The 23,662-nt window shown below is 70.0% G+C and carries 25 protein-coding genes; 20 read left to right on the top strand and 5 right to left on the bottom strand.

All coding sequences use genetic code 11. The annotated features are described in order from the left end of the window. Positions 1-52: 52 nt before the first annotated feature. From O9K63_RS03020 to O9K63_RS03040, 5 genes are all read right to left on the bottom strand, one after another. Entirely contained in the window at positions 53-1,690 is a 1,638-nt protein-coding gene (locus O9K63_RS03020; RefSeq protein ID WP_277240423.1) for an AMP-binding protein, read from the bottom strand. Positions 1,691-1,709: 19 nt separating this feature from the next. After that, positions 1,710-3,215: a sodium:solute symporter family transporter gene (locus tag O9K63_RS03025; RefSeq protein ID WP_277240425.1), complete on the bottom strand. Its 1,506-nt coding sequence runs from the start codon at positions 3,213-3,215 to the stop codon at positions 1,710-1,712. Next, positions 3,212-3,607, bottom strand: coding sequence for a hypothetical protein (locus O9K63_RS03030; protein ID WP_277240427.1), 396 nt, complete (start codon positions 3,605-3,607; stop codon positions 3,212-3,214). Before O9K63_RS03030 ends, O9K63_RS03025 begins: the two co-directional genes overlap by 4 nt. A 29-nt stretch (positions 3,608-3,636) precedes the next feature. Continuing rightward, complete coding sequence (locus O9K63_RS03035) at positions 3,637-4,824, bottom strand: hydroxymethylglutaryl-CoA reductase, degradative (protein ID WP_277240428.1); 1,188 nt, start codon at positions 4,822-4,824, stop codon at positions 3,637-3,639. A gap of 151 nt (positions 4,825-4,975) precedes the next feature. Beyond that, positions 4,976-6,904: a helix-turn-helix domain-containing protein gene (locus O9K63_RS03040; RefSeq protein WP_277240430.1), complete on the bottom strand. Its 1,929-nt coding sequence runs from the start codon at positions 6,902-6,904 to the stop codon at positions 4,976-4,978. Between the two features lie 73 nt (positions 6,905-6,977). Between O9K63_RS03040 and O9K63_RS03045 the strand changes: the two genes are divergently transcribed. The 20 genes from O9K63_RS03045 (at position 6,978) to O9K63_RS03140 (ending at position 23,529) form a co-directional block, all read left to right on the top strand. Next, the gene (locus O9K63_RS03045) at positions 6,978-7,898 is read left to right on the top strand and encodes a haloalkane dehalogenase (RefSeq protein WP_277240432.1); all 921 of its coding nucleotides are present in this window, start codon (positions 6,978-6,980) and stop codon (positions 7,896-7,898) included. Between the two features lie 152 nt (positions 7,899-8,050). Continuing rightward, complete coding sequence (locus O9K63_RS03050; protein WP_277240433.1) at positions 8,051-10,063, top strand: heme lyase CcmF/NrfE family subunit; 2,013 nt, start codon at positions 8,051-8,053, stop codon at positions 10,061-10,063. Continuing rightward, positions 10,056-10,658: a TlpA family protein disulfide reductase gene (locus O9K63_RS03055; RefSeq protein ID WP_277240435.1), complete on the top strand. Its 603-nt coding sequence runs from the start codon at positions 10,056-10,058 to the stop codon at positions 10,656-10,658. The genes O9K63_RS03050 and O9K63_RS03055 overlap by 8 nt, the downstream gene beginning before the upstream one ends. Next, complete coding sequence (locus O9K63_RS03060; RefSeq protein WP_277240437.1) at positions 10,619-11,551, top strand: cytochrome c-type biogenesis protein; 933 nt, start codon at positions 10,619-10,621, stop codon at positions 11,549-11,551. The genes O9K63_RS03055 and O9K63_RS03060 overlap by 40 nt, the downstream gene beginning before the upstream one ends. A gap of 111 nt (positions 11,552-11,662) precedes the next feature. Then, positions 11,663-12,115 carry a plastocyanin/azurin family copper-binding protein gene (locus O9K63_RS03065; RefSeq protein WP_277240438.1) on the top strand — a complete coding sequence of 151 codons (453 nt, stop codon included), beginning with the start codon at positions 11,663-11,665 and terminating at the stop codon, positions 12,113-12,115. Beyond that, entirely contained in the window at positions 12,112-12,291 is a 180-nt protein-coding gene (locus tag O9K63_RS03070; RefSeq protein ID WP_277240440.1) for a hypothetical protein, read from the top strand. The genes O9K63_RS03065 and O9K63_RS03070 overlap by 4 nt, the downstream gene beginning before the upstream one ends. Beyond that, positions 12,288-13,796: a cbb3-type cytochrome c oxidase subunit I gene (locus O9K63_RS03075; protein ID WP_277240441.1), complete on the top strand. Its 1,509-nt coding sequence runs from the start codon at positions 12,288-12,290 to the stop codon at positions 13,794-13,796. Before O9K63_RS03070 ends, O9K63_RS03075 begins: the two co-directional genes overlap by 4 nt. Beyond that, positions 13,789-14,388: a cbb3-type cytochrome c oxidase subunit II gene (locus tag O9K63_RS03080; RefSeq protein ID WP_277240443.1), complete on the top strand. Its 600-nt coding sequence runs from the start codon at positions 13,789-13,791 to the stop codon at positions 14,386-14,388. Before O9K63_RS03075 ends, O9K63_RS03080 begins: the two co-directional genes overlap by 8 nt. 1 nt (position 14,389) lies before the next feature. After that, entirely contained in the window at positions 14,390-14,587 is a 198-nt protein-coding gene (locus O9K63_RS03085; RefSeq protein WP_277240445.1) for a hypothetical protein, read from the top strand. Next, positions 14,584-15,762, top strand: coding sequence for a cytochrome c (locus O9K63_RS03090; protein ID WP_277240446.1), 1,179 nt, complete (start codon positions 14,584-14,586; stop codon positions 15,760-15,762). The genes O9K63_RS03085 and O9K63_RS03090 overlap by 4 nt, the downstream gene beginning before the upstream one ends. A gap of 14 nt (positions 15,763-15,776) precedes the next feature. Then, a complete protein-coding gene (locus O9K63_RS03095) occupies positions 15,777-16,982 on the top strand; it encodes a molybdopterin-dependent oxidoreductase (RefSeq protein WP_277240447.1) in 1,206 nt (401 codons plus the stop codon). Then, positions 16,979-17,491 (top strand): c-type cytochrome, encoded by a 513-nt coding sequence (locus tag O9K63_RS03100; protein WP_277240448.1) that lies wholly within the window; start codon positions 16,979-16,981, stop codon positions 17,489-17,491. The genes O9K63_RS03095 and O9K63_RS03100 overlap by 4 nt, the downstream gene beginning before the upstream one ends. Next, positions 17,488-18,153 carry an ABC transporter ATP-binding protein gene (locus O9K63_RS03105; protein WP_277240449.1) on the top strand — a complete coding sequence of 222 codons (666 nt, stop codon included), beginning with the start codon at positions 17,488-17,490 and terminating at the stop codon, positions 18,151-18,153. Before O9K63_RS03100 ends, O9K63_RS03105 begins: the two co-directional genes overlap by 4 nt. Continuing rightward, entirely contained in the window at positions 18,150-18,797 is a 648-nt protein-coding gene (locus O9K63_RS03110; RefSeq protein ID WP_277240450.1) for a heme exporter protein CcmB, read from the top strand. Before O9K63_RS03105 ends, O9K63_RS03110 begins: the two co-directional genes overlap by 4 nt. Positions 18,798-18,804: 7 nt before the next feature. After that, a complete protein-coding gene (gene ccsA / locus O9K63_RS03115) occupies positions 18,805-19,545 on the top strand; it encodes a cytochrome c biogenesis protein CcsA (RefSeq protein ID WP_277240451.1) in 741 nt (246 codons plus the stop codon). Positions 19,546-19,624: 79 nt separating this feature from the next. Further along, positions 19,625-20,077, top strand: coding sequence for a cytochrome c maturation protein CcmE (locus O9K63_RS03120; protein WP_277240452.1), 453 nt, complete (start codon positions 19,625-19,627; stop codon positions 20,075-20,077). A 2-nt stretch (positions 20,078-20,079) separates the two neighbouring features. Further along, positions 20,080-20,835, top strand: coding sequence for a cytochrome c biogenesis CcdA family protein (locus tag O9K63_RS03125; RefSeq protein WP_277242250.1), 756 nt, complete (start codon positions 20,080-20,082; stop codon positions 20,833-20,835). A gap of 93 nt (positions 20,836-20,928) precedes the next feature. Next, a complete protein-coding gene (locus O9K63_RS03130) occupies positions 20,929-21,576 on the top strand; it encodes a metalloregulator ArsR/SmtB family transcription factor (protein ID WP_277240453.1) in 648 nt (215 codons plus the stop codon). Positions 21,577-21,739: 163 nt separating this feature from the next. Continuing rightward, the gene (locus O9K63_RS03135) at positions 21,740-22,057 is read left to right on the top strand and encodes a hypothetical protein (RefSeq protein ID WP_277240454.1); all 318 of its coding nucleotides are present in this window, start codon (positions 21,740-21,742) and stop codon (positions 22,055-22,057) included. Positions 22,058-22,131: 74 nt separating this feature from the next. Further along, entirely contained in the window at positions 22,132-23,529 is a 1,398-nt protein-coding gene (locus O9K63_RS03140) for a hypothetical protein (protein ID WP_277240455.1), read from the top strand. The last annotated feature ends 133 nt before the right edge of the window (positions 23,530-23,662 follow it).

Below are 23,662 nucleotides of genomic sequence, written 5' to 3' on the forward strand. Positions count from 1 at the left end.
TATTACACCTATGTTAGCCCGCGTTGGTATCCGAGTGTCCGATCCCGCGACATCACGATGACGTGCGGTTCTTCAGCTCACCCCGCCGCACCTTGCCGGTCGTCGTCATCGGCAACTCGTCGATGAATTCGACTTCGCGGGGGTACTCGTAGGCGGCGAGCCGCGAACGCACGTGCGCCCGGATCTCATCGGCCAGCTCGTCGGAGGCCGAGTACGACCCGGCGAGCTTCACGAAGACCTTGACGACCTGCCCGCGTACCTCGTCCGGGATCCCCACGGCCGCGACCATCGCCACGGCGGGGTGGCCGAGGACGCACTCCTCGATCTCGGCCGGACCGATGCGATATCCGGCCGAGGTGATCACGTCGTCTTCGCGACTGCTGAACCAGAAGTAGCCATCCTCGTCAACGCTCCCCAGGTCGCCGGTGCACAACCAGCGTTGGGACTGGCCCTCCTCATCCACGACGGTGACGAACTTGCCCTCCGTCGCCTCGGGGTTGTTCCAGTACTCCAGCATCACCACAGGGTCATCGGAGCGCAGCACGATCTCGCCCACGACGCCGGGAGCGGCCAGCTCCCCACTGGGGTCGAGCACCGCGACCCGATGCCCCGGGTAAGGGCGTCCCATCGAGCCAGGGCGGACGTCCCAGATGGCGGAGCTGTTGCCCACGAGGAGGTTCGCCTCGGTCTGCCCGTAGATCTCGTTGATGTCGACCCCGAAACGCTCCCGGCTCCACGCCAGCATCTCCCCACCGAGGGGCTCCCCGCCGCTCATGATGACGCGAAGGGAGTGGGGCAGGTCCGGCAGTGTCGCCTGCCGCATCATCTTCAGCGCCGTCGGTGGCAGGAAGGTCGCGGTGACCTCGTGCTCGGCCATCAGGCGGAGTGCGGCCTCCGGCTCGAACCGTGCCTTCGGCGTGGCGATGACCGGCCGTCCGTGGAACCATGCCGGCATCAACACGTCGTAGAGTCCGCCGATCCACGCCCAGTCCGCCGGTGTCCAGATCCGATCCCCCTCCTGCGGGAAGTAGTCGAACATCAGCTCGAACCCGGGCAGGTGGCCCAGCAGCACCCGGTGGGCGTGCAGGGCACCCTTCGGAGCCCCAGTGGTCCCGGAGGTGTAGATGATCAGCGCGGGATCGTCGGGGCCGGTCATCTCCGCCTCGAAGTCGGCGGGGGCCTCGGAGATCAACGTCTCCATCGACACGTGCTCGCCAGCGGGCTCGCCGCCGGCGACGACGATGTCGACCCCGTCGAGGTCGCGGGTGACCTCCGTGACCAGGTCGAGTGAGGAGGGCCCGGTGATGACCACCGTCGTGCCGCTGTCACCCAGTCGGTATCCGAGCGCCTGCGGACCGAAGAGCTGGGTCAGCGGGATCGCGATCGCGCCGAGCTTGTAGATGGCCAGGTGCGCGATCCCGCATGCCAGTCCCTGCGGCAGCATCACCGCGATCCGGTCGCCCCGGGACACGCCCAGGCGGTGCAGCCCACCGGCCAGGCGATCGGACTGCTCGGTGAGGTCGCCGAAGGAGTACGTGCGCGTCTGCTCGCTGTCGACCTCGATCAGGGCGAGAGCGTCCTGGTCCTGGGCAGTCGAGCACGCCGTGCCGATGTTGAACCGCTCCGGGATGGGCCAGCGGAAGTCCTTCGTCAGGCTGGCGTACGTCGCTCCGGTGACCTTCTCGATCATGGTGCTGTCCTCCCTTCGCTCAGACGGTCTGCGAAGCAGGGACGGGCGCCTGGCCGGAGCCACCCTCGATGACGCTCGCGAGGTGGGGATCCACCTCGGCGCCGCGACCCCGAGTCGCCATCGAGACACCGATGTAGACGATGAGGGTGATGGCGAAGACGAAGGCGCCGACCACCACGCCCTCCGGGAGCGGGGTCCAGCCGTACTTGCCACCGACCTCGAGCACGAAGTTGAGAACGATGCCGATCAGGGCGCTGGAGATGGCGGCCTCCTTGGTCCCGCCCTGCCACAGCATCCCGAGTACGAGGGCCGGGAAGAGGCTGGCGGCGAAGGTGCCCCAGCCGAAGGTGCCCAGCAGGGCGACGACGTTACCGATGTACAGGGCGAAGGCGGTCGAGAGCACGAGCAGCACGGCGACCGCGACACGGCTCCACAGCAGCTCGCGCCGGACCGTGATGTTGAATGCGCGGGGGATGTCGCGCACGGCGCTGGCGGCACCCAAGGTGAGGAAGCTCGACCCGGTGGACATGATCGCCGCAAGCAGGCCCGCGATGACCAGACCGGCCACTACCGGGGGAGTGAAGTCGGTGAGGTACTGGGTGAACGACTCGTCGGGGGAGTCCATCGCGGGGAACTCACCGCGCAGGGTGAGCACCGAAACCGCAGAACCGATCCCGACGACCATCAGCGTGGTGATCGCGTAACCGGTACCGCTGATCAGCGGTCCCCAGCGCAGGCTGCCGCGCTCCTTGAGCATGAGGAACTTGGTCAGGCCGTGCGGCTGGGCGGAGCCGCCGAGGCTGAAGAGGAAGATCCAGCACGGGATGGTCACCCACGGGGACAGACCGAAGGGGGTCGCCAGGTCGGGTGCCTCGGCCTGCAGGGTTCGAGTCATCGAGGCGATGCCCCCGCCGCTCTCGAGCGCGTAGTAGAAGGCGACGAAGGAGACCACCAGCATCAGCACGCCCTGGAAGAGGTCGGTGTACACGCCGGCGAGGATGCCCCCGCCGACGACGTACAGCCCGAGGACCGCCATGCCGATGATGGCACCCGTGGTGGTGCTGACCTCGAAGATGGCGGCCACGACGATGCCCATCGCCAGCACCTGGGTGCCGAGGTAGCCGAGCACGCCCAGGGCCACGGTCAGCCCCATGACGCCGCGGGCGACCGGGCTCTTGTAGCGAAGCTCCGCCACGTCACCGACGGTGTACATCTCGCCCACGTCCCCGACGTTCATCATCCGCTTGCCGAGCATGAGCCAGGTCAGGGCGAAACCGAGAGGTGTGGCGATCATGACTCCGGAGACGAACCCGTAACCACCGGCGGTCACCGTCGAGGTGCCGCCGACGACGCCGAAGCCGCTCTGGATGGAAGAGAAGACGGCAACCGCCATGACGACGACGCCGAGGCTTCGTCCGGCGATGTAGAAGTCGCCGCTCGTCTTGGTGCGGCCGGTGGCCCACAGACCGATGAGGAGGACGACGACCAGGTAGGCCGCGACGATCGAGACGATGGTGAGGTTCATGAGTCAGCTCCGGTGGTGGCGTCGGTCATGATGCGTCGGTGGAAGAAGGCGTAGCAGGCGGCCACGAGCAGACCGAAAGGCCAGATGGCCAAGAAATACACGGCGGTGGCGGGCACGAGCCCGAGGACCAGGTCACTGCTTGAGCCGGGGTCGTCGGCCATGGCGGTCTCGAGCCAGATGTAGAGGGCGATGTAGACGACCGGTACGGCGATGCCGTACCCCAGCAACACCGCATCCTTCCTGCGCCGGGCGCCGACGCCGAGCAGGATGATGACGCCGATGACGATGAGGTATGGGTAGAGGACGACTCGCCACGAGGCGGTGAGCATCCCGACGAGCATGATGGTGACGAGCACCAGCAGCAGCGTCACGAGTCGATCGGTTGATCGCATGTCGGTTCTCCTTGGTGGGCGGTGGCGGGTCAGGTCGCGTCGGCGTGGTCCGACGGAGCGGAGGCGACGCTGCGCCGGTGAAGGGTCATGTGGCCCCGCTGGATGCCTTCGGTGGCCAAGGCGCGCAGGGCGGCGACGTTCTGGGCGAGTCCGACCGAGACGATGACGTGGGCCAGCTGGTCGGCGCTGGTGATCCCCATCAGGGCCAGCGCCGCTCCCGCGCTCGGGTGGGTCTTGGTGGCCCCGCCGATGATGCCAACGGCCATGGGCAGCTCGAGGCTGACCGAGAGGTTGCCGTCGGCGTCCTCCTCGAAGTGGGAGAGGGCCGTGTACCGCCCGTCGGCGGTGACCGCGTGGGAATGGGCACCGGCCTCGATGGCACGGGTGTCGTTGCCGGTGGCCAGGGCCACGGCGGTGATGCCGTTCATGATCCCCTTGTTGTGGGTGGCTGCCCGGTAGGGATCGGCCTCGGCGAGCGCAGCCGCTGCAACCATGTCCCGCACCACCTGCCGGCCACCGAGCTCGTCGGAATCGAGCACCGCATGGGCGCGCGCGAGGCGGCGGTCGGCCTTGTTGGTCAGGATGCGCAGGAGCGTGCGGCCCCTCGTCAGCTCGGCGATGCGTGGGGCCAGGGCCTCGGCCATGGTGTTCACGGCATTCGCACCCATGGCGTCACGCACGTCCACGACGAGGTGGACGACCACGTGGGTGCCGACGCGGGTGTGCACGGTGCGGGCGACGATGTCTCGCACTCCGCCGCCGAAGGAGACGAGCGCCGTGTCCTGCTCGTCTGCGGCGACCATGAGTTCCTCGCGCGCAGCGAGCACCCGCAGGCACGCGGCTTCCGGGTCGGGCACGTCCACCACCTGGATCTGCGCCTGCATCTCCGGGGCGCTGCAGGAGGCGTGGAAGCCGCCGGTGGCGCGGGCGATGCGTGCGGCATTGCTCGCGGCCGCGACGACCGAGGGCTCCTCAGTCGCCATCGGGACGAGGACCTCGGAGCCGTTGATGATGAAGTTGGTGGCCAGCCCCACGGGTACTCCGAAGACACCGACGACGTTCTCGATCATGTGATCGGCCCGGTCGGCGCCGAGCCCCCCTTCGTCCGTGAAGGCCTCGAGCGATCCCGGTGGCAGTCCGGCGGCCTCGCTGGCGATGTCGCGTCGTCCCGAGGGGGACTCCTGGCGGAATCCCGTCGGCCTGCTGGTCCTGGCCACGTGCTGCTCCGTTCTCGCCGTGCGCATCGTTGCGTCACGAGGGGTCGCCGTGCGGCGGTTCGCCGCCGTCGGATCTCAGGCTAGGGACCGGGTGACGTGGAACACAGGTATGGATCATCCAGCACTCCATGCCGGGACATGTGTGGATGATCTATGTGGCGCGCGCGAGGGTGTGCAGGCGGACGGCCACCGTGATCCGGAACAGCGGCTCCGGCTCGCGCCAGTCGGCTCCCAGGAGGGTGGCGATGCGGTCCAGTCGCTGCAGGACGGTGTTGACGTGCACGTGCAGTCGGCGGGCCGTCCGGGTGGGGCTGGACTGGGCCTCGATGAAGGCGTGCAGAGTGATCAGCAGCTCACTCCCGCGCTCGGCGTCCCACGTGAGGACGGGACCGATCGCCACGTCGATGAAGTCCGTCAGTGTGGTGGCGTCGTCGCCGAACATTGCCAGGTAGGGCGCGTACGCGCGCACATCGACGACCCCGTCGATGCGGCCGAGGCCGTCGAGGAGCGCGGCGCACCGACGGGCGGTCTCGAAGGAGTCACCCACGTCGTCGACGGTCTCGGCCGGAGGGCCACCGACGGCCAGCACCGGTGCGATCGAGTGGCCGCACAGGTGCTGGCGTGTCAGGTCGGCCGCCGCGACGGGGTCCTCTTCCGTGGTCAGGGCGACCAGGAGATCGCCCTCCTCGCCGGCGAGGACGGTCGAGGTCATCTGACGCAGGACGTTCAGCGAGCGGTGGTGCAGGTCGTCCGGCAGCCTCAGCGCCACCGCGGAGCGGACCTGGTCGAGGTGAATGCCACGGTTGCGGGCGCGCGCGATGATCGCCTCGTTGTTCGGGGTGCGGGGGTTGAGCACATCGGACAACAGCTCGTCGCTGACCCGGTTCTCGGCGGCGATGATCGCATCCTGCTTCAGCGTCACCAGGGCCATGATCTGCGCGGCCCGTTCGACGGTCCGCCGCTCCACGGCACCGAACTCCAGGTCACCGCTGCCCAGGAGCAGGGCACCGAGGATCGCATCGGCCGTGACCACTGCCACGACGAACTCGCATCCCTCGCCGGGGCCGTCGACCGGCACGCACAGGCCCGAGTGCCTGCTCTGGTCGATCGCCGTGTGCACGGCGGCGGATCGGGCGCCCCGAGCGACCCCGGAGGCGCCGTCCGCTGATGGCGCGTCGGCGATGGGGGAGAGGTGCCGATCAAGCACCACCACCCGTCGGCCGAGGGAGCTGCTGAGGGTCGCGGCGATCTCCTGGGCCGAACCCCCGCTCACCACGACGGAGGTGAGGTCTTCGTGTACCCGGCTGGACCGTTCGGTCGCGGCCAGGTTCTGGGAGAGGACGGTGGTTGCCTCCCGAGCGGCCTCAGCAGCCGACTGGGTAGCATCCAGCAGCCGGGCCGTCTGCAGCACGACGGCCGCATGGTCGGCGAAGGCGCCGAGCAGGGCGATCTCGTCCGGGCTGAACTCGTAGGTGCTCCGGTTTGCGGCGAAGAGCGCTCCCAGGACCTCGGTGCCCGCGAGTAGGGGGACACCGAGCAGGGACTTCAGTCCTTCGGCGGCGACGGCACGGTCGATGTCCGGATCGTGGGGGATCTCCTCGTTCTCCTGGTACGAGGTCGTCCACTGTGGTGAGCGGTGGGTGACGACCCTGCTGGCAAGTCCCATGCCCACGGGGACGACCAGCTCGCGCAGCTCGGGCGCGACCACGCCCGAGGTCGTGCGGACGCGCAGCGCGTTGTTGTGGTGCCCCGTCAGGTAGGCCACGTCGGCGCCCAGCAGTCCGCGGGCGCGGTCGACGAGTCGCGCCAGGAGCTCGTCGACGTCCCGCAGCTCCACGAGCTCCCGGACCCCCGAGAGAATCGCGGACAGCTCCTGCTCGCGTCGTCGCCACCGACGGAAGGTCGTTCGGACGTGGTCGGCCTGCTCCTCGATCCGGGCAGCCGCATCGGTGGTGAGGTCCTCGCCGGCGAGGGCGGCGTGGATGCTCGAGCCGGACACGTCGTCCGAGACGATCAGGTCCAGCACTGCCAGCACGGTGTCGACCGACACCATGCTGCCGAGGTCGGGGTCTGCTGCCATAGCGAACGTGAGCCTACCGCCGTGGTCGCTGTCTGGACCGTCGCTAGCCGGCTCCGGCTCGTAGGCTCCCGGCATGGAGACACTGCGCACCCCGGACGACCGATTCGCCGACCTGCCCGACTTCGACCTCGAGCCCCGCTACGCCGACGTCCCCGACCAGGACGGCGGCACCCTGCGCATGGCGTGGGTCGAGGCCGGCCCGTCGGCCGACGACGCACCCACGGTGCTGCTCCTCCACGGGGAGCCGAGCTGGTCCTACCTCTACCGACACGTGATGACGACGCTCGCCGACGCCGGCGTCCACTCGGTCGCGGTTGACCTCGTCGGCTTCGGCCGCTCGGACAAGCCGACCGATCCAGCAGCGCACTCCTACGCGCGGCACGTGGAGTGGGTGCGCAGCCTCGTCCTCGACGTGCTCGACCTGCGGGACGTCACCCTCGTCGGCCAGGACTGGGGCGGGCTCATCGGTCTGCGCCTGGTCGCTGAGAACCCGGACCGGTTCGCCTCGGTCGTGGCCGCCAACACCGGTTTGCCGACGGGTGACCACGACATGCCGCCCGTCTGGTGGGACTTCCGGCGTGCGGTGGAGGGCGCCGAGGTCCTCGACGTCGGCCGGCTGGTCGCCTCGGGATGTGCGCAGCAGATGAGCGCCGAAGCCCGGGCCGCCTACGGCGCGCCCTTCCCGGACGAGGCGTACAAGGCCGGCCCCCGGGCGATGCCCGGACTGGTGCCGACCTCGCCCGACGACCCGGCAACGACGGCGAACCGTCGCGCGTGGGAGGAGCTGGGCCGGTGGGACAAGCCCTTCCTCGTCGCATTCAGCGACAGCGACCCCATCACCGCGGCGATGGGTCCGATCCTCAAGCGACACGTCCCCGGTGCACAGGGTCTGGACCACCCGGTCATCCCCGCTGCCGGTCACTTCCTGCAGGAGGACGCCGGCTGTGAGCTGGGAGAGGTGGTCGCCGACTTCGTGAAGGGGACGCGCGGCTAGAGGATCGGGTCCGGCCCGGTCGAGCTCCTCCACGACCGGGCCGAGGGTGCCCGCGACCGTTCACCGGTCGGGGGCCGTGACCTGCTGGAGCGCGCGAGCCATGCGTTACGCTCCCTCCAAAGGTCCAAAGAATTCTGGAGGATCTCCTCGTCATGCTCAGCATCCTCGGTCCCATCGCCGTCGCGGCCGGTGTCGGGACGTCGGTCGTGGCGCTCGGGCTGTGGGTGATGGTCGCGCGCGGTCGCGCCAGCGCCCAGCCGCTGGCGGGCCTGATGATGGCGTTGTCCTTCATCGCAGCGCTCGCCGCCGCGGTCGTCATGGAGATCGCCTTGGTGACCAACGACTTCTCCGTGCGCTACGTCGCCGAGAACAGCGGCACGGCCGTGCCGCTCTACTACCGGATCACCGGCCTGTGGGCGGCGCTCGAGGGCTCCTTGCTCCTGTGGCTCGTGGTCCTCGCCGGCTACGGACTCGCCCTGGCGCGCCGTGCGCCCAGGGTGGCCGACCTGCACGCGTGGATGATGGCCACCTTCGCCAGCGTCATGGTCTTCTTCTTCGGTCTGGCGCTGTTCACCAGCTCGGCCTTCGGCAGGATGAGCCCCGTCCCCGCGGACGGCCCCGGCCCGAACCCGCTGCTGCAGGACCACCCGCTCATGGCCATCCACCCGCCCCTGCTGTACCTGGGCTACGTCGGGCTGACCATCCCCTTCGCCTATGCGGTCGCCGCGCTGATCACCGGACGCACGGGACGGCAGTGGCTCGTCCCCCTTCGCCGGTGGACCCTCTTTGCCTGGACCTGCCTGACCATGGGCATCCTCATGGGGATGTGGTGGTCCTACGCCGTCCTCGGCTGGGGCGGCTACTGGGCCTGGGACCCGGTGGAGAACGCGTCCATCCTCCCGTGGTTCACCGCCACGGCTCTGATCCACTCCGTCATGGTGCAGGAGCGACGCCAGATCCTGGGGGTCTGGAACATCACCCTCGCCGCGGCGACGTTCGTCATGGTGCTCATCGGGACCTTCCTGACCCGCAGCGGCGTCGTCGCGAGCGTGCACGCCTTCACGGAGAGCACCATCGGGCCGGCGTTCCTGACGTACATCGCACTCGTCGTCCTCGCGGTCGTCAGCCTGCTCATCTGGCGCTCCGACCGCCTCGGGTCGCCCGGCGGCATCGAGGCCGTGCGCAGCCGTGAGGCGGTCCTGCTGGTCAACAACGTCCTCTTCGTCACCCTGGGCGTGACGGTCCTCATCGGCACGGTCTTCCCGCTGATCCGCGAAGCGGCCGGGGGAGGTCCCTCGAGCGTCGGCGCCCCCTTCTTCAACGACATCGTCGTCCCGATCGCCCTGCTGGTCATCGTGCTCATGGGGATCGGGCCCCTCGTGCCCTGGGGCGGTGTGGAGCGCCAGCAGGTCGTCGACCTCCTGCGCACTCCCGCCGTCGTGGGCCTGGTGGTCGTCGCCGCGACCGCCTTCCTCGTCGGTGGCGGGATCGGTGCCAGCCTGGGCTACGGCGCCGTCGCCTTCGCCGTGACGGCCCTCGGCGTCCTGCTGGCCCGCGACGTCCGCACGGCCCGTCGCTCCGGCGAGTCGCGCTGGCGGGCGGGCCGCCGCGTGCTGGTCACCCGCCGTCGCCGCTACGGCGGCATGCTCGTGCACGCCGGGATCTTCCTGGCCGTCGCCGCCGTCACGGCGTCCGGCACGCTCGAGCAGAGCCGCGAGGCGACCCTGGAGGTCGGGGAGTCGGTGAGCGTGGGCGGCTACACCGCCACCCTCACCGACATCACCCGGGAGCGCACCGACCGCTTCATGGTCATCGGTGCGCAGACCACCTTGACGAAGGGAGGGGGCACCCTGGGTGAGTACGCCCCCCAGATGCGCTTCTACCCGTCGATGAACGAAGCCATCGGCCGCCCGGCCATCCACAGCGACCTGCTGGCCGACGCCTACCTCACCGTCTCCTCGGCGGACTCGGACGCGCAGCAGGCCCACGTGAAGATCGCCGTCACCCCCCTGGTGACCTGGCTGTGGCTCTCCGGTGGCGTGATCACCGCCGGCGCCCTCCTCGCCGCCTGGCCCTCCCGGGCCGAGCGTCGCACCCGTCGGCGCGAGGAGCGCGCGTCCACCCCGACCCCGGTCCCCGCCGGAGCGAAGGGCACCGATGACTGAGCCCAGGACGACCGAGCCGAGGAACGAGCCCGCGCGCACCGACGCCGAGCCGGCCACCACCACGACCCGTCGCAAGGCGATCAAGGTCGCCGCGGCCGCGGCGATCATCGGAGGCGGCGCGTTCGCCGGGTACCGCACGCTGGAGGGTGACGCGCAGACCACACCGAACCTCGTCGTCGGTGAACCCGCCCCGGCGTTGTCCGGGCCCGAGCTGGACGGCGGGGAGGTCGCGCTGGCCGACTTCCGCGGGGACGTCGTCCTGGTCAACGTCTGGGCCTCGTGGTGCTACCCGTGCCGCGCGGAGTACCCCGTCCTCAAGGAGGCTGCCACCGCCCTCGGGCCACGCGGGCTCACCGTCCTGGGGATCAACACCCAGGACGGGATCGACGAGGCCCGTGAGTTCCTCGAGGAGCTCGGCGGGAAGGCCTACCCGAGCATCCGTGACCCCAACGGCCACATCGCCGTCGCCTGGGCGACCTCCGGGGTCCCGGAGACCTTCGTCATCGACCCGGAAGGTCGCGTGCGCGAACGACTCGTGGGGGAGGTGACCGGCCAGTGGGTGAGCGACAACGTCGTCCCGATGCTCGGCGACTGATCCGCGACGTGCTCGTCGTCGCGCTGCTGGCCATCGCTGCAGCGGGTCTCGTCCACACCAGCAGCGGCGGGCCCAGCTCCCCCTCGGCGCGCTCGGACGCCATCGCCGAGTCGCTGCGGTGCCCCACGTGCAACGGGCTCTCCGTCGCCGACTCCACGTCCCCGATGGCCGGCAGCATGCGCGAGATCATCGACGACCAGATCGCCGCCGGACGCAGTGACGAGCAGATCCGGACCCACTTCGTCGACCTGTACAGCGACTGGGTCCTGCTCCAGCCGCCCGCGAGCGGCGGGGGATGGCTCATCTGGGCCGTGCCCGCCCTCGTCGCCGTCGTCGGCATCGTCCTCGTCCTCGTCCTCGCCGGGCGGCTGCGCCTGCCGAGGTTCGCCGGGTGGGGCCTCGTCGTCGTCGGGCTCGGCATGGTCATCGTGCTGTCCCTGCAGGTCAACACCGGCGACCGTGCCACCGGAGGCCTCATCACCGGCTCGGCGCCGGCTCCTGCCGGCCCCGAGGGTCCTGATGGCCCTGGCGGCTCGTCCGATCCTTCTCCGGCAGCGCCCGACGACGAGGCCGCGCAGCGCCGGCTCGACGAGCTGCGCAGCAGGGTGCGGGCCGCCCCGGAGGACACCGGGCTGCGCCTGTCCCTGGCCGCGGAGGCACTCTCCGCCGGTCGGCCGGAGCTGGTGCGGACGAACTCCCAGGCGGTCCTGGAGGACGAGCCGCGCAACGTCGACGCCCTGCTGCTGCGCTCCCTCGCAGTGACCGATGAGGACGACAGCGAGGGGCTGCGGGCGGTCCGGGAGTACCTCGACGTGGCACCGCAGGAGCACCCCGGACGCCAGGCGGTCGAGGGCATCGCCGAGCAGCTCGAGGTGGAGGCCGGCGATGGGTGATTCGACTCGGTGGGAGCGGCTGGTCGACCCGCGAGGGCCGCATTCTCCAAAATTTCATGGAATTCTGCGTGAAATCCTCCATTTCCGGCTGCGAACCGGTATGAAGGGTCCATGCGCCACCGTCGTCTGCCTGCCGTCGCCGCCCTGTCGGTGGTGGCGCTCCTGCTCGGCGGGTGTGTTTCAGGCGGCGGGGACGAGTCCGCGAGTGCCGAGGGTGCGCCGTCCGCGGACGTGCGCGTCGGGCTCGTCGACTACTCGTTCACGCGCTCTGCCGGCGCGCTGCTCGCCACCACGGTGACCCTCACCGTGACCAACGCGGGGAGCACCGATCACGACCTGCAGCTGCTCGACGGCGAGGAGGTCCTGGGGGCGACCCGGGTGCTGGCGCCGGGGGAGGAGCAGACGATCACCGTCGACCTGAGCGGGCTGGAGAAGGTCACCTTCCTGTGCACGCTTCCCGGTCACGAGGAGATGGGCATGGTCGAGGACGTGGATGTCGTGCCCGAGCCGGCCGCCATGACCTCATTCGCCACACACACGCCACAGGAGGAGTTCGCACGATGAGTCCGACCCACGACGGGCCCGACGTGGACGAGACGGAGTCCCGCCACCGAGATGCCAATCCGGAGCGGTACACCGAGTCGGCCGGCAACTGGCCACCGCCGCCCCGCACCGTGCTGCTCTTCTGCATCGCCGTCATGGCCCTGGCCGTGCCGTGGACCTGGTGGGCCCTCCAGTGAGCCTGACCGCACGCCGCAACGTCACGGACGAGGACGCCTCGGACGAGCTCGTCCCACGTGGGCAGCCGGTGCCCGGCACGGACATGCCGCACGTCTTCAAGGAGCCGGCGCCCATCCCCGCCAAGCTGATCCGGGCCCACGCGCTGGCCGGCCTCTGGCTGCTGCTGGTGGCGGCCCTGTTCGGTCTGATCACCGCGTGGAAGTTCCACGACCCGGAGTTCATGGGCCAGCAGGAGTGGTCGACGTGGGGCCGCACCCGCGCCAACCACGTCCAGGGCATCCTGCTCGCCTGGCTGGTCAACGGGTTCATGGCCTTCGCCTACTTCGCCGTCCCGACGCTGACCAACCGCCCGATCCTCAGCGAGCGCCTGGGCTGGGCGATCTTCTGGTTCTGGAACGTCGGCGTCGTCATCGGTGGCTGGGTCCTGGTGTCCATCGGACTGATGCAGTCGGTCGAGTGGGGCGAGTTCCCGGCCGTCATCGACGTCTTCATCATCATCGGGCTCCTCGCCTTCGCCGTGCAGCTGTGCACGCCGTACATCCGCCAGCGCCGCGAGGCCAAGAGCTCGCTCTACGTCGCGAGCTGGTACCTGCTGCTGGCCCTGACCTTCACGCCGGTGGCCTTCATCATCGGCCAGTTCCTGCCCCCCTTCGTCACGCCCGGCGCGACCGGGGCGGTCCTGTCCGGGCTGTGGATCCACGACGCGGTCGGCATGTTCACCACGCCCCTGGCGCTGCTGATCGCCTACTACGTCATCCCGGCGGCGACCGGCCGGCCGATCTTCAGCCACTTCATGTCGCTCATCGGCTTCTGGGGGTTGGTGTACTTCTACCCGCTCAACGGGATCCACCACTACACCTTCTCGCCGATCCCGATGCACGCCCAGACGAGTGCGATCGCCGCCTCGGTGGCCATGGGCCTGACCGTGGTCATCGTCGTGGTCAACCTCTACGCCAGCCTGCGGGGCTCGGCGCGGATGGTCGTGACGTACCTGCCGCTGCGGTTCGTGTGGATGGCGCTGTTCTTCTACATCCTCGTGTCCCTGCAGGGCGCCTACCAGGCCGGCATGCCGGTCCAGGAGGTCATCCACTTCACCGACTGGGTCATCGCGCACTCGCACATGGCCATGGCCGGCTTCGCCACCTTCATGGTCTTCGGCGGCATCCTGCACTTCTGGCCGATGGTCTCCGGGCGGATGCCCGACCCGGCGCTGGCGCGTTCCTCCTTCTGGGTGTCCACGCTCGCGCTGTCCGCGATGATCATCGACCTGACCATCGTGGGGCTGCAGCAGGCGTCCATGTGGCTCAGCGGCAACCCGTGGATCGACTCGGTGACCGCCTCGATGCCCGGATGGATCACGCGATCGGTCAGCGGTACGGCCCTGTTCATCGGATTCATCCTCTTCATCGCTGCCCTGCACAAGGCGAAGCCGGTCGAGGAGATCGAGGTGGCCGACAAGGCGGTCGACGTCGCCGCGGCCAAGAAGGCGGTGCAGCATGGCTGAGGAGGAGACGGACGTGGCCCACACCGGCTGGTACACGCGCTTCGAGCGCTTCGAGTCGATCCTGCTCTTCGCCGGAGTGGGCTCGCTGCTGGTCTCGTTCATCGGGCTGGGCCTGCTGCCGGCACTCGAGATCGGCGACCAGGTCGAGAAGAACACGCCGGAGACGTACCAGGCGATGACCGCCGAGGAGCAGCACGGTTTCGAGATCTACCAGCGCGAGGGGTGCGCCTACTGCCACTCGCAGTTCGTGCGCACGACCGACGCCGACGAGGTCCGCTGGGGCCAGGCCGCGGAGGCGTGGGAGTACCAGGACCAGTACCCGCAGCAGTGGGGGACCCGGCGCATCGGCCCGGACCTGTCCCGCCTCGCCGGTGTCTACTCCGACGACTGGCACCTGGCCCATCTCTACAACCCCCGCAGCACCGTGCCGGACTCGATCATGCCGAGCTACCCGTGGCTCTTCGACGAGGGCCCCGACGGCGAGGTCACCCCGACGCGTGAGGGCGAGGCACTCGTGGCCTACCTGCAGTCGCTGGGCGAGAACATGCGGGTCGCGGGGCCGCAGACCGACGGCGAGCAGGGAAAACTGTGACATGAGCAGCGCAACCGTGACATTCGGCATCGTCGTCCTGGGCGTCGTGCTGATCCTGGCCTTCACCGTCGTCGGGCTCGTGAGCCGACGCTTCCGCAAGCGACTGCAGGTCCCGGCCGACGAGATGCTGGAGCGGGACCGTGAGCGGTGGGGCGGCCACGAGCCGACCAAATCACCCGGTGAGGAGGAGAACCGATGAAGATGCGTCTGACCAATCTCTTCTTCGTGGTGATGATCGCGCTGGCGATCGGCGGCGGTGCCTACCTGCTGACCACCTCGACCCACACGGAGGAGCTCACCCCCAGCAGCGATGCCTCCGCGGCAGGGACGGGCGCCGGTCCCGCGGAGCACGAAGAGGGCGAGGGCGCCGCACCGTTGACCGCACCCGAGCCGGCGGCCTACGACACCGAGCTGGTGGCGAAGGGAGCCGAGGTGTACGCCGCCAACTGCCAGGTGTGCCACGGCGGCTCCGGGAACGGCGACGGAGCGTGGGCCGAGGTCGGGATGGATGTCCCGCCGCGTGACTTCACCGACAGCGAGTGGATGTCCTCCCAGTCCGACGGGGTCTTCTACACCTCGATCCAGCGAGGGGTGCCCGGCACGGCCATGCCCTCCTTCGCCGACCGGCTCAGCGAGAAGGAGATCTGGGCCGCCGTCGCCTACATCCGGGGTCTGTCCCCGCGGGTGGCGCTGGACGCACCGATGGGTTCCGAGGACGTCGAGAAGGGCAAGGAGCTGTACGCCGCCACCTGCGCGGGCTGCCACGGTGCGAATGGAGATGGTGAGGGGGACGCGGCGGCGGCCTTCGGCACCCAGCCGCGCGCGCTGAACAACCCCGGGTGGTTGAACTCCAAGAGCGACGACGAGCTGATCAACACCGTCACCCAGGGCCTGCCCAACACCGCCATGCCCGCCTTCGGGGACCAGTTGACCTACGACGACACCCGCTCGATCGTGCGGTACCTGCGGCAGATGGCCGGCGTGCCCCAGCGGGAGCACCCGCAGCAGGGCGGGTGGGCCGAGCGGACCTACCAGGCCTACTGCGCCTCCTGCCACGGTGTGGACGGCGACGGCGAGGGGCCGGCCGCGGGTCGTCTGGACCCCGAGCCGCGCAACTTCCGCAACCCCCAGTGGATGGCGGGGCAGTCCGCGGAGGGCCTGGCCGAGGTGATCGGCGAGGGGCGCCACGGGACGGCCATGCCCCCCTTCGCCGCACTGCTCACCGAGGACGAGCGCACCCGCGTGGCGAAGTACATCATGGGATTCTCGAGCCCGGAGGCCATGCCGGGCGCCGATTCAGCCAACAGATACTCACCCGCCCCCAGTGGTGAGAGCACATCGCAGTCCAGCAGCTCCCCGGCTGCGGACCGGTGACGAGGGAGGAAGCAATGGACCGTCGACAGCTGCTCTTCGGTGGCGCGAGCGTCATCGGCTTGTCAGCCCTGGCAGGCTGCTCGTCCGGCCTGGGTGAGCAGAGCGCCCAGGCCGCGAGCAAGAAACTCATCACGGCGGCCGACCTGAAGATGGAGGTCGGTACCCCCTACCCCTTGGTCTCCCTGCCGGGGAAGAAGCCGATGGGGCAGGTCTACGACCGCCCGCCGAACTACGAGACGCCCGCCGAGAAGCTCATCGGTGAGAAGAACTATCCGTACACGGACAACGACTACTACTACGTGCGCTACCGCGAGGCGGACGTGCTCGAGGTGGACCCGAAGGACTACACCCTCAAGATCGGTGGCGACGCCGCGCACAACGAGGTGACCTTCACCTACGAGGAGCTGCTGGCGCGCTCCTCGACGACCGTCGGAGCCGTGGGCATGTGCTCCGGTCAGGGCCGCGGCCTGCACCACCCGATGATCCCCGGCATGCCGTGGACGAAGGGGGACCTCTCGGCCGCCGAGTGGACCGGCATCCCGCTGAAGGACCTGCTCAAGGAAGTGGGTGTCGACGACTCGGCGGAGTTCGTCGCCTTCCGGGGTGGACGGCTCATCTCCATGACCAAGCCGCAGTACTGGCGTTCCTACATCCTCGACACCATCCCCGACGAGGCGCTCGTCGCGCTGAAGATGAACGGCGAGGACATCCCGTTCTGGAACGGCTACCCGGTTCGGCTGGTCGTGCCCGGGACCTACGCACCGCCGTGGGTCAAGCAGCTCGTCGAGATCCAGATCCGCAAGACCAACCACCCGATGGAGTGGTCGGGGCGGGAAGCCACCCCCAACAAGCTCAATCTGCACTCCTTCGTGACCACCCCCACGGACGGGACCACGGTCCCGCCGCGTCGACCGATCGAGTTCACCGGTGTCGCCTACGACAAGGGTGACGGCATCGCGCAGGTCGACTACTCGATCGACGACGGCAAGAGCTGGCACAAGGCCAAGCTGGAGAAGTCGTACGGCAAGTACACCTGGCGCGTGTGGCGCGCGAACATCGAGTTCGACGAGCCCGGGAAGCACACGGTGATGTGTCGTGCGACGAGCACGACGGGTGAGAAGCAGGCGGTCGAGGTCTCCGAGGACGTGCGGGAGAACGGCGGACGCAAGGAGACCGCAGCCCGGTTGTACGCCGCGCACATCATGGTGGAGGACGGATGAGCACTGACAACAGCAGTGAGGACAAGGCGACCCAGGCAGGGACCGGGACGTCCCCGTTCCGGACCCGGCGGCGCCGGGTGACGTGGTTCGCCTCCCTGTCGTTGGTCGCCGTAGCGATCATCGCGATCGGCGTCTACGCCGTGGTGGGGCTGCGGACGCAGTCGGTGGGGCAGAGCGACGTCTCGGTCGCCGAGGGGCACGACCTGCCCCGGGCCGACCTGGTGCTCGCGCAAGGGGAGGACCAGGGGTTGGTCCAGTCCTACTGCACGGCCTGCCACTCGCTCGCCCCGATCGTCACGCACTCGGGGTTCACGGAGGAGGACTGGGAGTCGGAGGTGACCAAGATGCGGGAGCAGTACGGAGCGCCGATCGACGACGCGACGGCGAAGCGCATCATCGCCTACCTGCAGACCCACTACGCGACCGACACCGAGAAGCCCGCCGGCACGTCCGAGTACCTGTTCAACGACCCCGCCGGCAACTTCGACGACTCCGCCGAGGATCGATGACCCAGGCCACGCGCGAGGGGTCCCCGGCCACCACCACGGTGGTGCCGGGGATCTTCGCGTGCCTCCTGCGGGGGGTCAGCCACTCCTACGGCAGCCAGGTCGTGGTGCATCCGATCGATCTCGACCTGGCGAAGGGGAGCCTGCTCGTGGTCCGCGGGGCGAACGGCTCCGGCAAGTCCACGCTGCTGCGCATCATCTGCGGTCTGCTGCGCCCGACCACGGGTGAGCGGCGCTCCGACGCCACGGCACTGCTCCTCGCCTCCGGGGACGGGGCGCGGCGTCGTGACCGCGTCGAGGACGCGCTGCGCACGGTCGCGGCAATCTCCGCGGGGGAGATCCGTGGCGGTGTGGAGAGCGTGCTGGTCGGGGTCGGCCTGCCCCCGTCGATCGCCCGACGCCGGGTGGCCGAGCTGTCCAGCGGGCAGCGCGACCGACTCACCCTCGCCGTGGCCGAGGTCTCCGGGGCCGACCTGGTGTGCCTCGACGAGCCCAGCGCCCACATGGACGCCGGCGGCGCGCAGATCGTGGCGCAGTCGGTCCGCCGGTTGCGTGAGCGTGGCTGCACGGTCGTCGTGGCCACCCACGACCCCGGTCTCGACTCCTTGCCGGCCGACACGGCCCTCACGCTCGACGAGGGCCGGGTCGTGCGAGTGGTCCCGTGAGCACGCCGGTCGCCGCCGTGGTCCGGCGCGAGATGCGGGTGCTCGTGCTCTCACCCGAGACCACCGTCGTCACCGTCTCCTTCGTCCTGGCCGCCGTCCTGCTGGCCGGGCTCGCCTTCGGCCCGGTGCCGGCCACGATGGCCGCCGTCGGGCCGGGCACGATCTGGCTCGTGGTCCTGCTCAGCGCGGCGCCGCAGGCCCGGGACGTGGCCGCGAGCGAGCGTGAGGAGGGGACCTGGGACCTGCTGCGGGGGCTCGTGCGGCCCACCGACCTGCTGGTGGGCAAGTGCCTGGCCCTGTGGCTGCGTCTGGCGCTGACCTGGACGGGTACCGCACTGCTCGTCACGGCCCTGTTCGACCTGCACCTCCCGGCCTCCGCCTGGCCGGCGGCGCTGCTGGGGACCCTGGGCCTCGCCGTCGTCACGGTGGCGCTCGGCGTCATGGTCGCGGGCGCCCGGGCCGGGGGCGGCGGCGCCCTGCTGACCACGTTGATCCTGCCGCTGGCCCTGCCGATCCTGCTCGCCGGGACCATGCTGACGACCCCCGACTCGTCGCTCGCGCCGTGGTTCCTGACGCTCGCGGGGACGGACGCGATGCTGCTCGTCGCCGTGTGGGCGACCTTCCCGATGTTGCTGGAGGAATGAGTACCCGATGAACCTCTCCCGAGCGCGTACCGCCCTGCTGGGGGTGTCTCTCTCCCTGCTCGCCGTCGTCGCCCTGCTCGCCCTGCTCGTCGTTCCGGCCGACCGGTACCAGGGCGACGCGCAACGACTGCTCTACGTGCACGTCGGCACGGCCTGGACGGCCTATGTCTGCTTCGCGCTCGTGGCGGTCGGCAGCATCGCCTACCTGGTCCGTCGCAGGATGCTGTGGGACCGGATCGCGGGAGCCGCCGCGAGCGTCGGGGTCGGGATGGCCGGCCTGACCCTGGTGCTGGGCAGCCTGTGGGCCAAGCCGACCTGGGGCACCTTCTGGACCTGGGACCCGCGCCTGGTCTCGACGGCGGCCCTGCTGCTGATCTACCTGGGGTATCTGGGTGTTCGCGACCTCAGTGAGGACGCCACGGTCAACGCCCGACGCTCGGCCGTCTTCGGCGTGCTGGCACTGGTGATCGTGCCGGTGGTGCACTTCTCGACGGTGTGGTGGCGCACGCTGCACCAGCCGCCGGGCGTGCTGCGCCCCGGCGGGCCCCAGGAGACGATGCCCACGGAGATGGTCCTGCTGCTCCTGCTGGCCACGTTCTCCCTCACCCTGCTGGCGGTGGCGCTCGTCTGGGAGCGGGTCGCCCGTCAGACGGCGGTGCTGGACGTGGAGCGTGGACCGGTCGAGAGCGTGACGAGGGTGAGCGTCGGGACCCCCGGGGCGCGAGATGACGAAGGAGGCACGCAATGACATTCGCACTGATCGGCTACCTGCTCACGGCGGTGGTCCTGGCCGGGTACGTCGTGTGGTCGAGGCAGGACCCGTCGTGATGACGGACGGTGCACGCACCCCCACGCCGCGACGTCGCCGGGGGGTCTCCGCCGGCGCACGGCTGGGCATCGTCGGAGTGGTCGGCGCGCTCGTGCTGGGCGCCTTCGTCGTCAACGGGCTGCAGGACAACATGGTCTACTACCACACGCCGTCGGAGGTCCTCGATGTCACGGAGGACCGGGTGCGCCTCGGCGGCATGGTGGCCGACGGGAGCATCGACCGCGACGGTGGGGTCGTCACCTTCACCATCACCGACGGGGTGACGGACGTGCCGGTCACCTACGACGGCTCGACGACCGGGGTCTTCCGTGAGGGCCAGGGCGCGATCGTCGAGGGCGTCGTCTCCGAGGGGACGTTCCGGGCGGACAACCTGCTGGTCAAGCACGACAACGAGTACGTCAGCGAGGACGGCACGACGTACGAGGTCGATGAGGTGAGCGAGAGCCAGTGACGATGGTGATCACCGGGGTGGGGGAGCTGATCAACGAGGGCCCCCTCCTCCTCGCAGTCCTCGTGGCCGCGGTGGCGGGCCTCGTCTCCTTCCTCTCCCCGTGCGTGCTGCCGCTGCTGCCGGGCTACCTCGGGTACGTCAGCGGCCTCGTGGACGTCGATGCCGACCGCGGGGCATCTCGGCGAGTGGTCGTCTCGGGGACCGCCCTGTTCGTCCTGGGCTTCAGCGTGGTCTTCGTCCTCCTGGGGGTGGCCGCCGGGGCGGCCGGGTCGCTGTTGAGGGAGCACAGCCAGACCATCCAGGTGGTGTTGGGGCTGCTCACGATCGTCTTCGGGCTGGCCTTCGCCGGGCTCGTGCCCGGTCTGTCGACCCGCGAGGTGCGCAGCCGGGTCCGACCGGCCCCGGGACTGGCCGGTGCGCCCGTCCTGGGAGCGCTCTTCGGGCTGGGGTGGACCCCGTGCATCGGCCCCACGCTGGCCGCGGTCCTGACGATGGGTGCGGTCAGCGGCAGCACCGGGAGGGCGGCCCTGCTGGCCTTCGTCTACTGCCTGGGGCTGGGCATCCCCTTCCTCATGGCCTCGTGGGGTTACTCGAGGGCGGTGGACCGCTTCGGCTGGGCGCGGTCGCACACGCGCCTCATCTCGCGACTGGGCGGCGGGGTCCTCGTGGTGATCGGACTGCTCCTGGTCTCCGGGTGGTGGCAGCGGTGGCTCGCGGAGGTCCAGACCTGGGTCGAGGGGTTCGCGCTGCCGCTGTGACCGGGGGCCGTGCCCGCAGGGCCGCACGGATGAGATCGTAGGGTCGAGGCAACAGATGAGGGGGCGGCGATGCCACGGGAGAAGCAAGACAAGGTGTTCGACAGCCTGGCGGTGGTGGGCAAGGCCTTCGCCAATGCCAAGCGGCTGGAGCTGATCGGGCTCCTGACGCAGGGGGAGCGCACCGTGGACTCGCTGGCCACGGAGGTCGGGGCCGGCATGAGCACGGTCTCCGCCCATCTGCAGGTGCTCAAGCTCTCCAGCCTCGTGCGCACCCGCAAGCAGGGCACGAAGGTGTACTACCGACTGGCCGGGGACGAGGTCGCCGACCTCTACCTGAACCTGCAGTCGGTGGCCACCCAGTACTCGGCAGAGGTCGACCTCGCCCTGGCGGCATACCTCCACGTCGGTGGGGAGGGAGACGTCGACGAGGTCACCCGCGAGGAGCTGATGGAGCGGATGGCCGCCGACGAGGTCACGCTGCTCGACGTGCGACTGCCCGAGGAGTTCAAGGCCGGCCACATCCCCGGGGCCCGGTCGGTGCCCTTCGCCGAGATCGAGGAACGGTGGCCGGAGCTGCCTGCGGACCGGGACGTGGTGGCCTACTGCCGGGGCGCGTACTGCGTCATGGCCAGCGACGCGGTCGCCCTGCTCGACAGCGCGGGCGTCGGTGCCCGCCGACTCCAGGACGGCATGCTCGAGTGGCGCCTGGCCGGGCTGCCGGTGGAGACCGCGGCTGGGTGACCGAGCCCGGCGTCGCCTCTCGCCGTGCTCGGTGATGTCAGCGAAGGGAGGGTCGGAGCAACCCGAGACGACTGGGCTGTCGGTGGTCCCGCCTAGATTGATCGTGCACGAGGGGAGGTGGCACGGGCCGTGCCACCGGGGGTACGAGGGATCGGGGATCACCGTGGACACGACGTCGCACACCATGGGCGAAGGGGGACTGGCGCGCCTCGCGCAGAGGGTGCTTGCCGAGTGGCAGGAGTCGCACGGGACTGCGGCCGAGGAGGTCGAGTTCTGCGAGGAGTGCGGTGGCTTCTGCGACGACCTCGATCCAGAAGAGCGCGAGATGGCCGAGCAGTGGGCCGCGTGGCAGCCGCGCCCCGTGGGCCCCGGTGGCCGGGGCACCGGCTGGGTCTGGGACTCGGGAGGGGTCCGTGACCTACCGCTCCCGGGGTGGGCGGCCCTCGGGTGGCCCGGCGGCGTCCGCTTCGAGGACCTGTGATGGCCCGGGGAGATCAGCCGAGCGGTCCTCGACTCGTGTGCCGTCGCTGCGGATCGGTGGCGACGCATTCGATCGTGATGGGTTTCCCGTCGCACGAGATGGCGGAGGACGTGATCGCCAGTACGTGGCAGCGGCTCGGTGGTTGTGTCATCGCGCCCGGGATGTGGACCGCGGAGTGCCTCACCTGTGGTCAGCGGGAGACCGTGGAGGACCCGGGTCCGCACTTCGACGGGTGGGCAGCGCCGGATGTCTCCGCTGCTTCCGCGGTCACGCGGTTCGCCGCACGGTGCCGGGGTGACCTCGACCAGGCCGAGACGTCAGTCGTCTCGCACGCCGGGCTGTGGCTGCTGTTGGCCTCGGTCGCGGAGCACGTGACAGCCGAGGACGGGGAGCGCCTCGCGGAGATCCTCGGTCTGCCGACCGACGAGGCGAGCGCTCTGGCGCGTCGGTTGCTGGCGGAGCCGCACCCCACCCTGGCCGCCACGTTCGGCGCGTGGGTGGCGGAGGGTGTCACCACGCCGCTGTCCAACGCCAACCGCTCCATCCCGGACCAGGCCGCTCTGGACCAGTGGGCCGCCGAGCACACTCGTGGACTCATCGACCGGTTCCCGATCCAGGTCGATGAGAGCGCCTTGCTGCTCCTGGCCACCGCCCTCGTCCTCGAGCCACGGTGGACCGAACCCCTGCGCGTCGACGAGGACGGTCGCCTCGTCCTCGATGGTGGGCTGCAGACGATCGTCCGGACCGAGGCCGCCGGACTCGTCGCGGTGGCCAAGCCGTTCTCCCAGGACGCCGTCGACGTCCTGAGCGTCATCGCCGCCCCGGAGGTGCCCCCTTCGCAGGTGTGGCAGGCGGTCGACGAGGTGGCCGAGATGCTGGGCAATGGCGCGCTGTGGCGCGCGGAGAAGCCGAGCGACACCCCCGCCAACGGGCACGCGTGGTGGTGCCGCACCCGGGTCGAGAGCATCGTGCGGAGCGAGGACGACCTCACTCGAGCGGACGGGGCAGTGCGCCGGTGGCGCAGCCGCCTTCGGCGGTGGTCCGCCGTCGAGACGAGCATCGACTTCGACGACGCCCCCGGGCTGGCGGAAGTCGCTCGCGCCCTTGTGCCGGATGTCGAGGATCCTCAGTTCGCCTGTGTGCAGAGCGTGCGGGGCGAGTTCGACGAGGACGGCTTCCGGGCAGCTGCGATCACCGCCGGCGTCGTGCTGACGGGGATGCCAGACTTCGTGGACGCCCCGGTGGAGCGCGTCGAGCTCGACTTTTCCGGTGCGCACGCGGTGGTCGCCATCGCCCGTGGGGGAGCGTGGGAGGGGATCCCTCTGGTCAGTGCGTGGGTGGCACCGGAGCAGAGGGCCATGCCGGACACGGATTGGGAGTCCCTGGAGCTCTTGGCTGATATCGACCCCGAAGAGGCGGCTGAGCTGATGGCCTACAAGCGACAACGCATGCGGGAGCGCGGGGAGGGCTGAGTCCATGGTTGGTCGCGTCTCCGACGACCTATTACGGTCAAGGTGCGAGCAGTCAGGCGGCGAGTGTGGTCAGGCTGCCGGATAGCGGGCCGACGCCTCGCGCTCAATGATCGGAGTTGAGTGTTGCAGCGTG

This window comes from Janibacter cremeus (genome assembly GCF_029395675.1).
Lineage (GTDB): Bacteria > Actinomycetota > Actinomycetes > Actinomycetales > Dermatophilaceae > Janibacter > Janibacter cremeus_A.

What these genes read in the sequence shown, in the direction of transcription:
- O9K63_RS03020 (WP_277240423.1), bottom strand. Translation starts at nt 1,690, where the DNA reads ATGATCGAGAAGGTCACCGGAGCGACGTACGCCAGCCTGACGAAGGAC.
- O9K63_RS03025 (WP_277240425.1), bottom strand. Translation starts at nt 3,215, where the DNA reads ATGAACCTCACCATCGTCTCGATCGTCGCGGCCTACCTGGTCGTCGTC.
- O9K63_RS03030 (WP_277240427.1), bottom strand. Translation starts at nt 3,607, where the DNA reads ATGCGATCAACCGATCGACTCGTGACGCTGCTGCTGGTGCTCGTCACC.
- O9K63_RS03040 (WP_277240430.1), bottom strand. Translation starts at nt 6,904, where the DNA reads ATGGCAGCAGACCCCGACCTCGGCAGCATGGTGTCGGTCGACACCGTG.
- O9K63_RS03045 (WP_277240432.1), top strand. Translation starts at nt 6,978, where the DNA reads ATGGAGACACTGCGCACCCCGGACGACCGATTCGCCGACCTGCCCGAC.
- O9K63_RS03050 (WP_277240433.1), top strand. Translation starts at nt 8,051, where the DNA reads ATGCTCAGCATCCTCGGTCCCATCGCCGTCGCGGCCGGTGTCGGGACG.
- O9K63_RS03055 (WP_277240435.1), top strand. Translation starts at nt 10,056, where the DNA reads ATGACTGAGCCCAGGACGACCGAGCCGAGGAACGAGCCCGCGCGCACC.
- O9K63_RS03065 (WP_277240438.1), top strand. Translation starts at nt 11,663, where the DNA reads ATGCGCCACCGTCGTCTGCCTGCCGTCGCCGCCCTGTCGGTGGTGGCG.
- O9K63_RS03070 (WP_277240440.1), top strand. Translation starts at nt 12,112, where the DNA reads ATGAGTCCGACCCACGACGGGCCCGACGTGGACGAGACGGAGTCCCGC.
- O9K63_RS03080 (WP_277240443.1), top strand. Translation starts at nt 13,789, where the DNA reads ATGGCTGAGGAGGAGACGGACGTGGCCCACACCGGCTGGTACACGCGC.
- O9K63_RS03085 (WP_277240445.1), top strand. Translation starts at nt 14,390, where the DNA reads ATGAGCAGCGCAACCGTGACATTCGGCATCGTCGTCCTGGGCGTCGTG.
- O9K63_RS03090 (WP_277240446.1), top strand. Translation starts at nt 14,584, where the DNA reads ATGAAGATGCGTCTGACCAATCTCTTCTTCGTGGTGATGATCGCGCTG.
- O9K63_RS03095 (WP_277240447.1), top strand. Translation starts at nt 15,777, where the DNA reads ATGGACCGTCGACAGCTGCTCTTCGGTGGCGCGAGCGTCATCGGCTTG.
- O9K63_RS03100 (WP_277240448.1), top strand. Translation starts at nt 16,979, where the DNA reads ATGAGCACTGACAACAGCAGTGAGGACAAGGCGACCCAGGCAGGGACC.
- O9K63_RS03105 (WP_277240449.1), top strand. Translation starts at nt 17,488, where the DNA reads ATGACCCAGGCCACGCGCGAGGGGTCCCCGGCCACCACCACGGTGGTG.
- ccsA (WP_277240451.1), top strand. Translation starts at nt 18,805, where the DNA reads ATGAACCTCTCCCGAGCGCGTACCGCCCTGCTGGGGGTGTCTCTCTCC.
- O9K63_RS03120 (WP_277240452.1), top strand. Translation starts at nt 19,625, where the DNA reads ATGACGGACGGTGCACGCACCCCCACGCCGCGACGTCGCCGGGGGGTC.
- O9K63_RS03125 (WP_277242250.1), top strand. Translation starts at nt 20,080, where the DNA reads ATGGTGATCACCGGGGTGGGGGAGCTGATCAACGAGGGCCCCCTCCTC.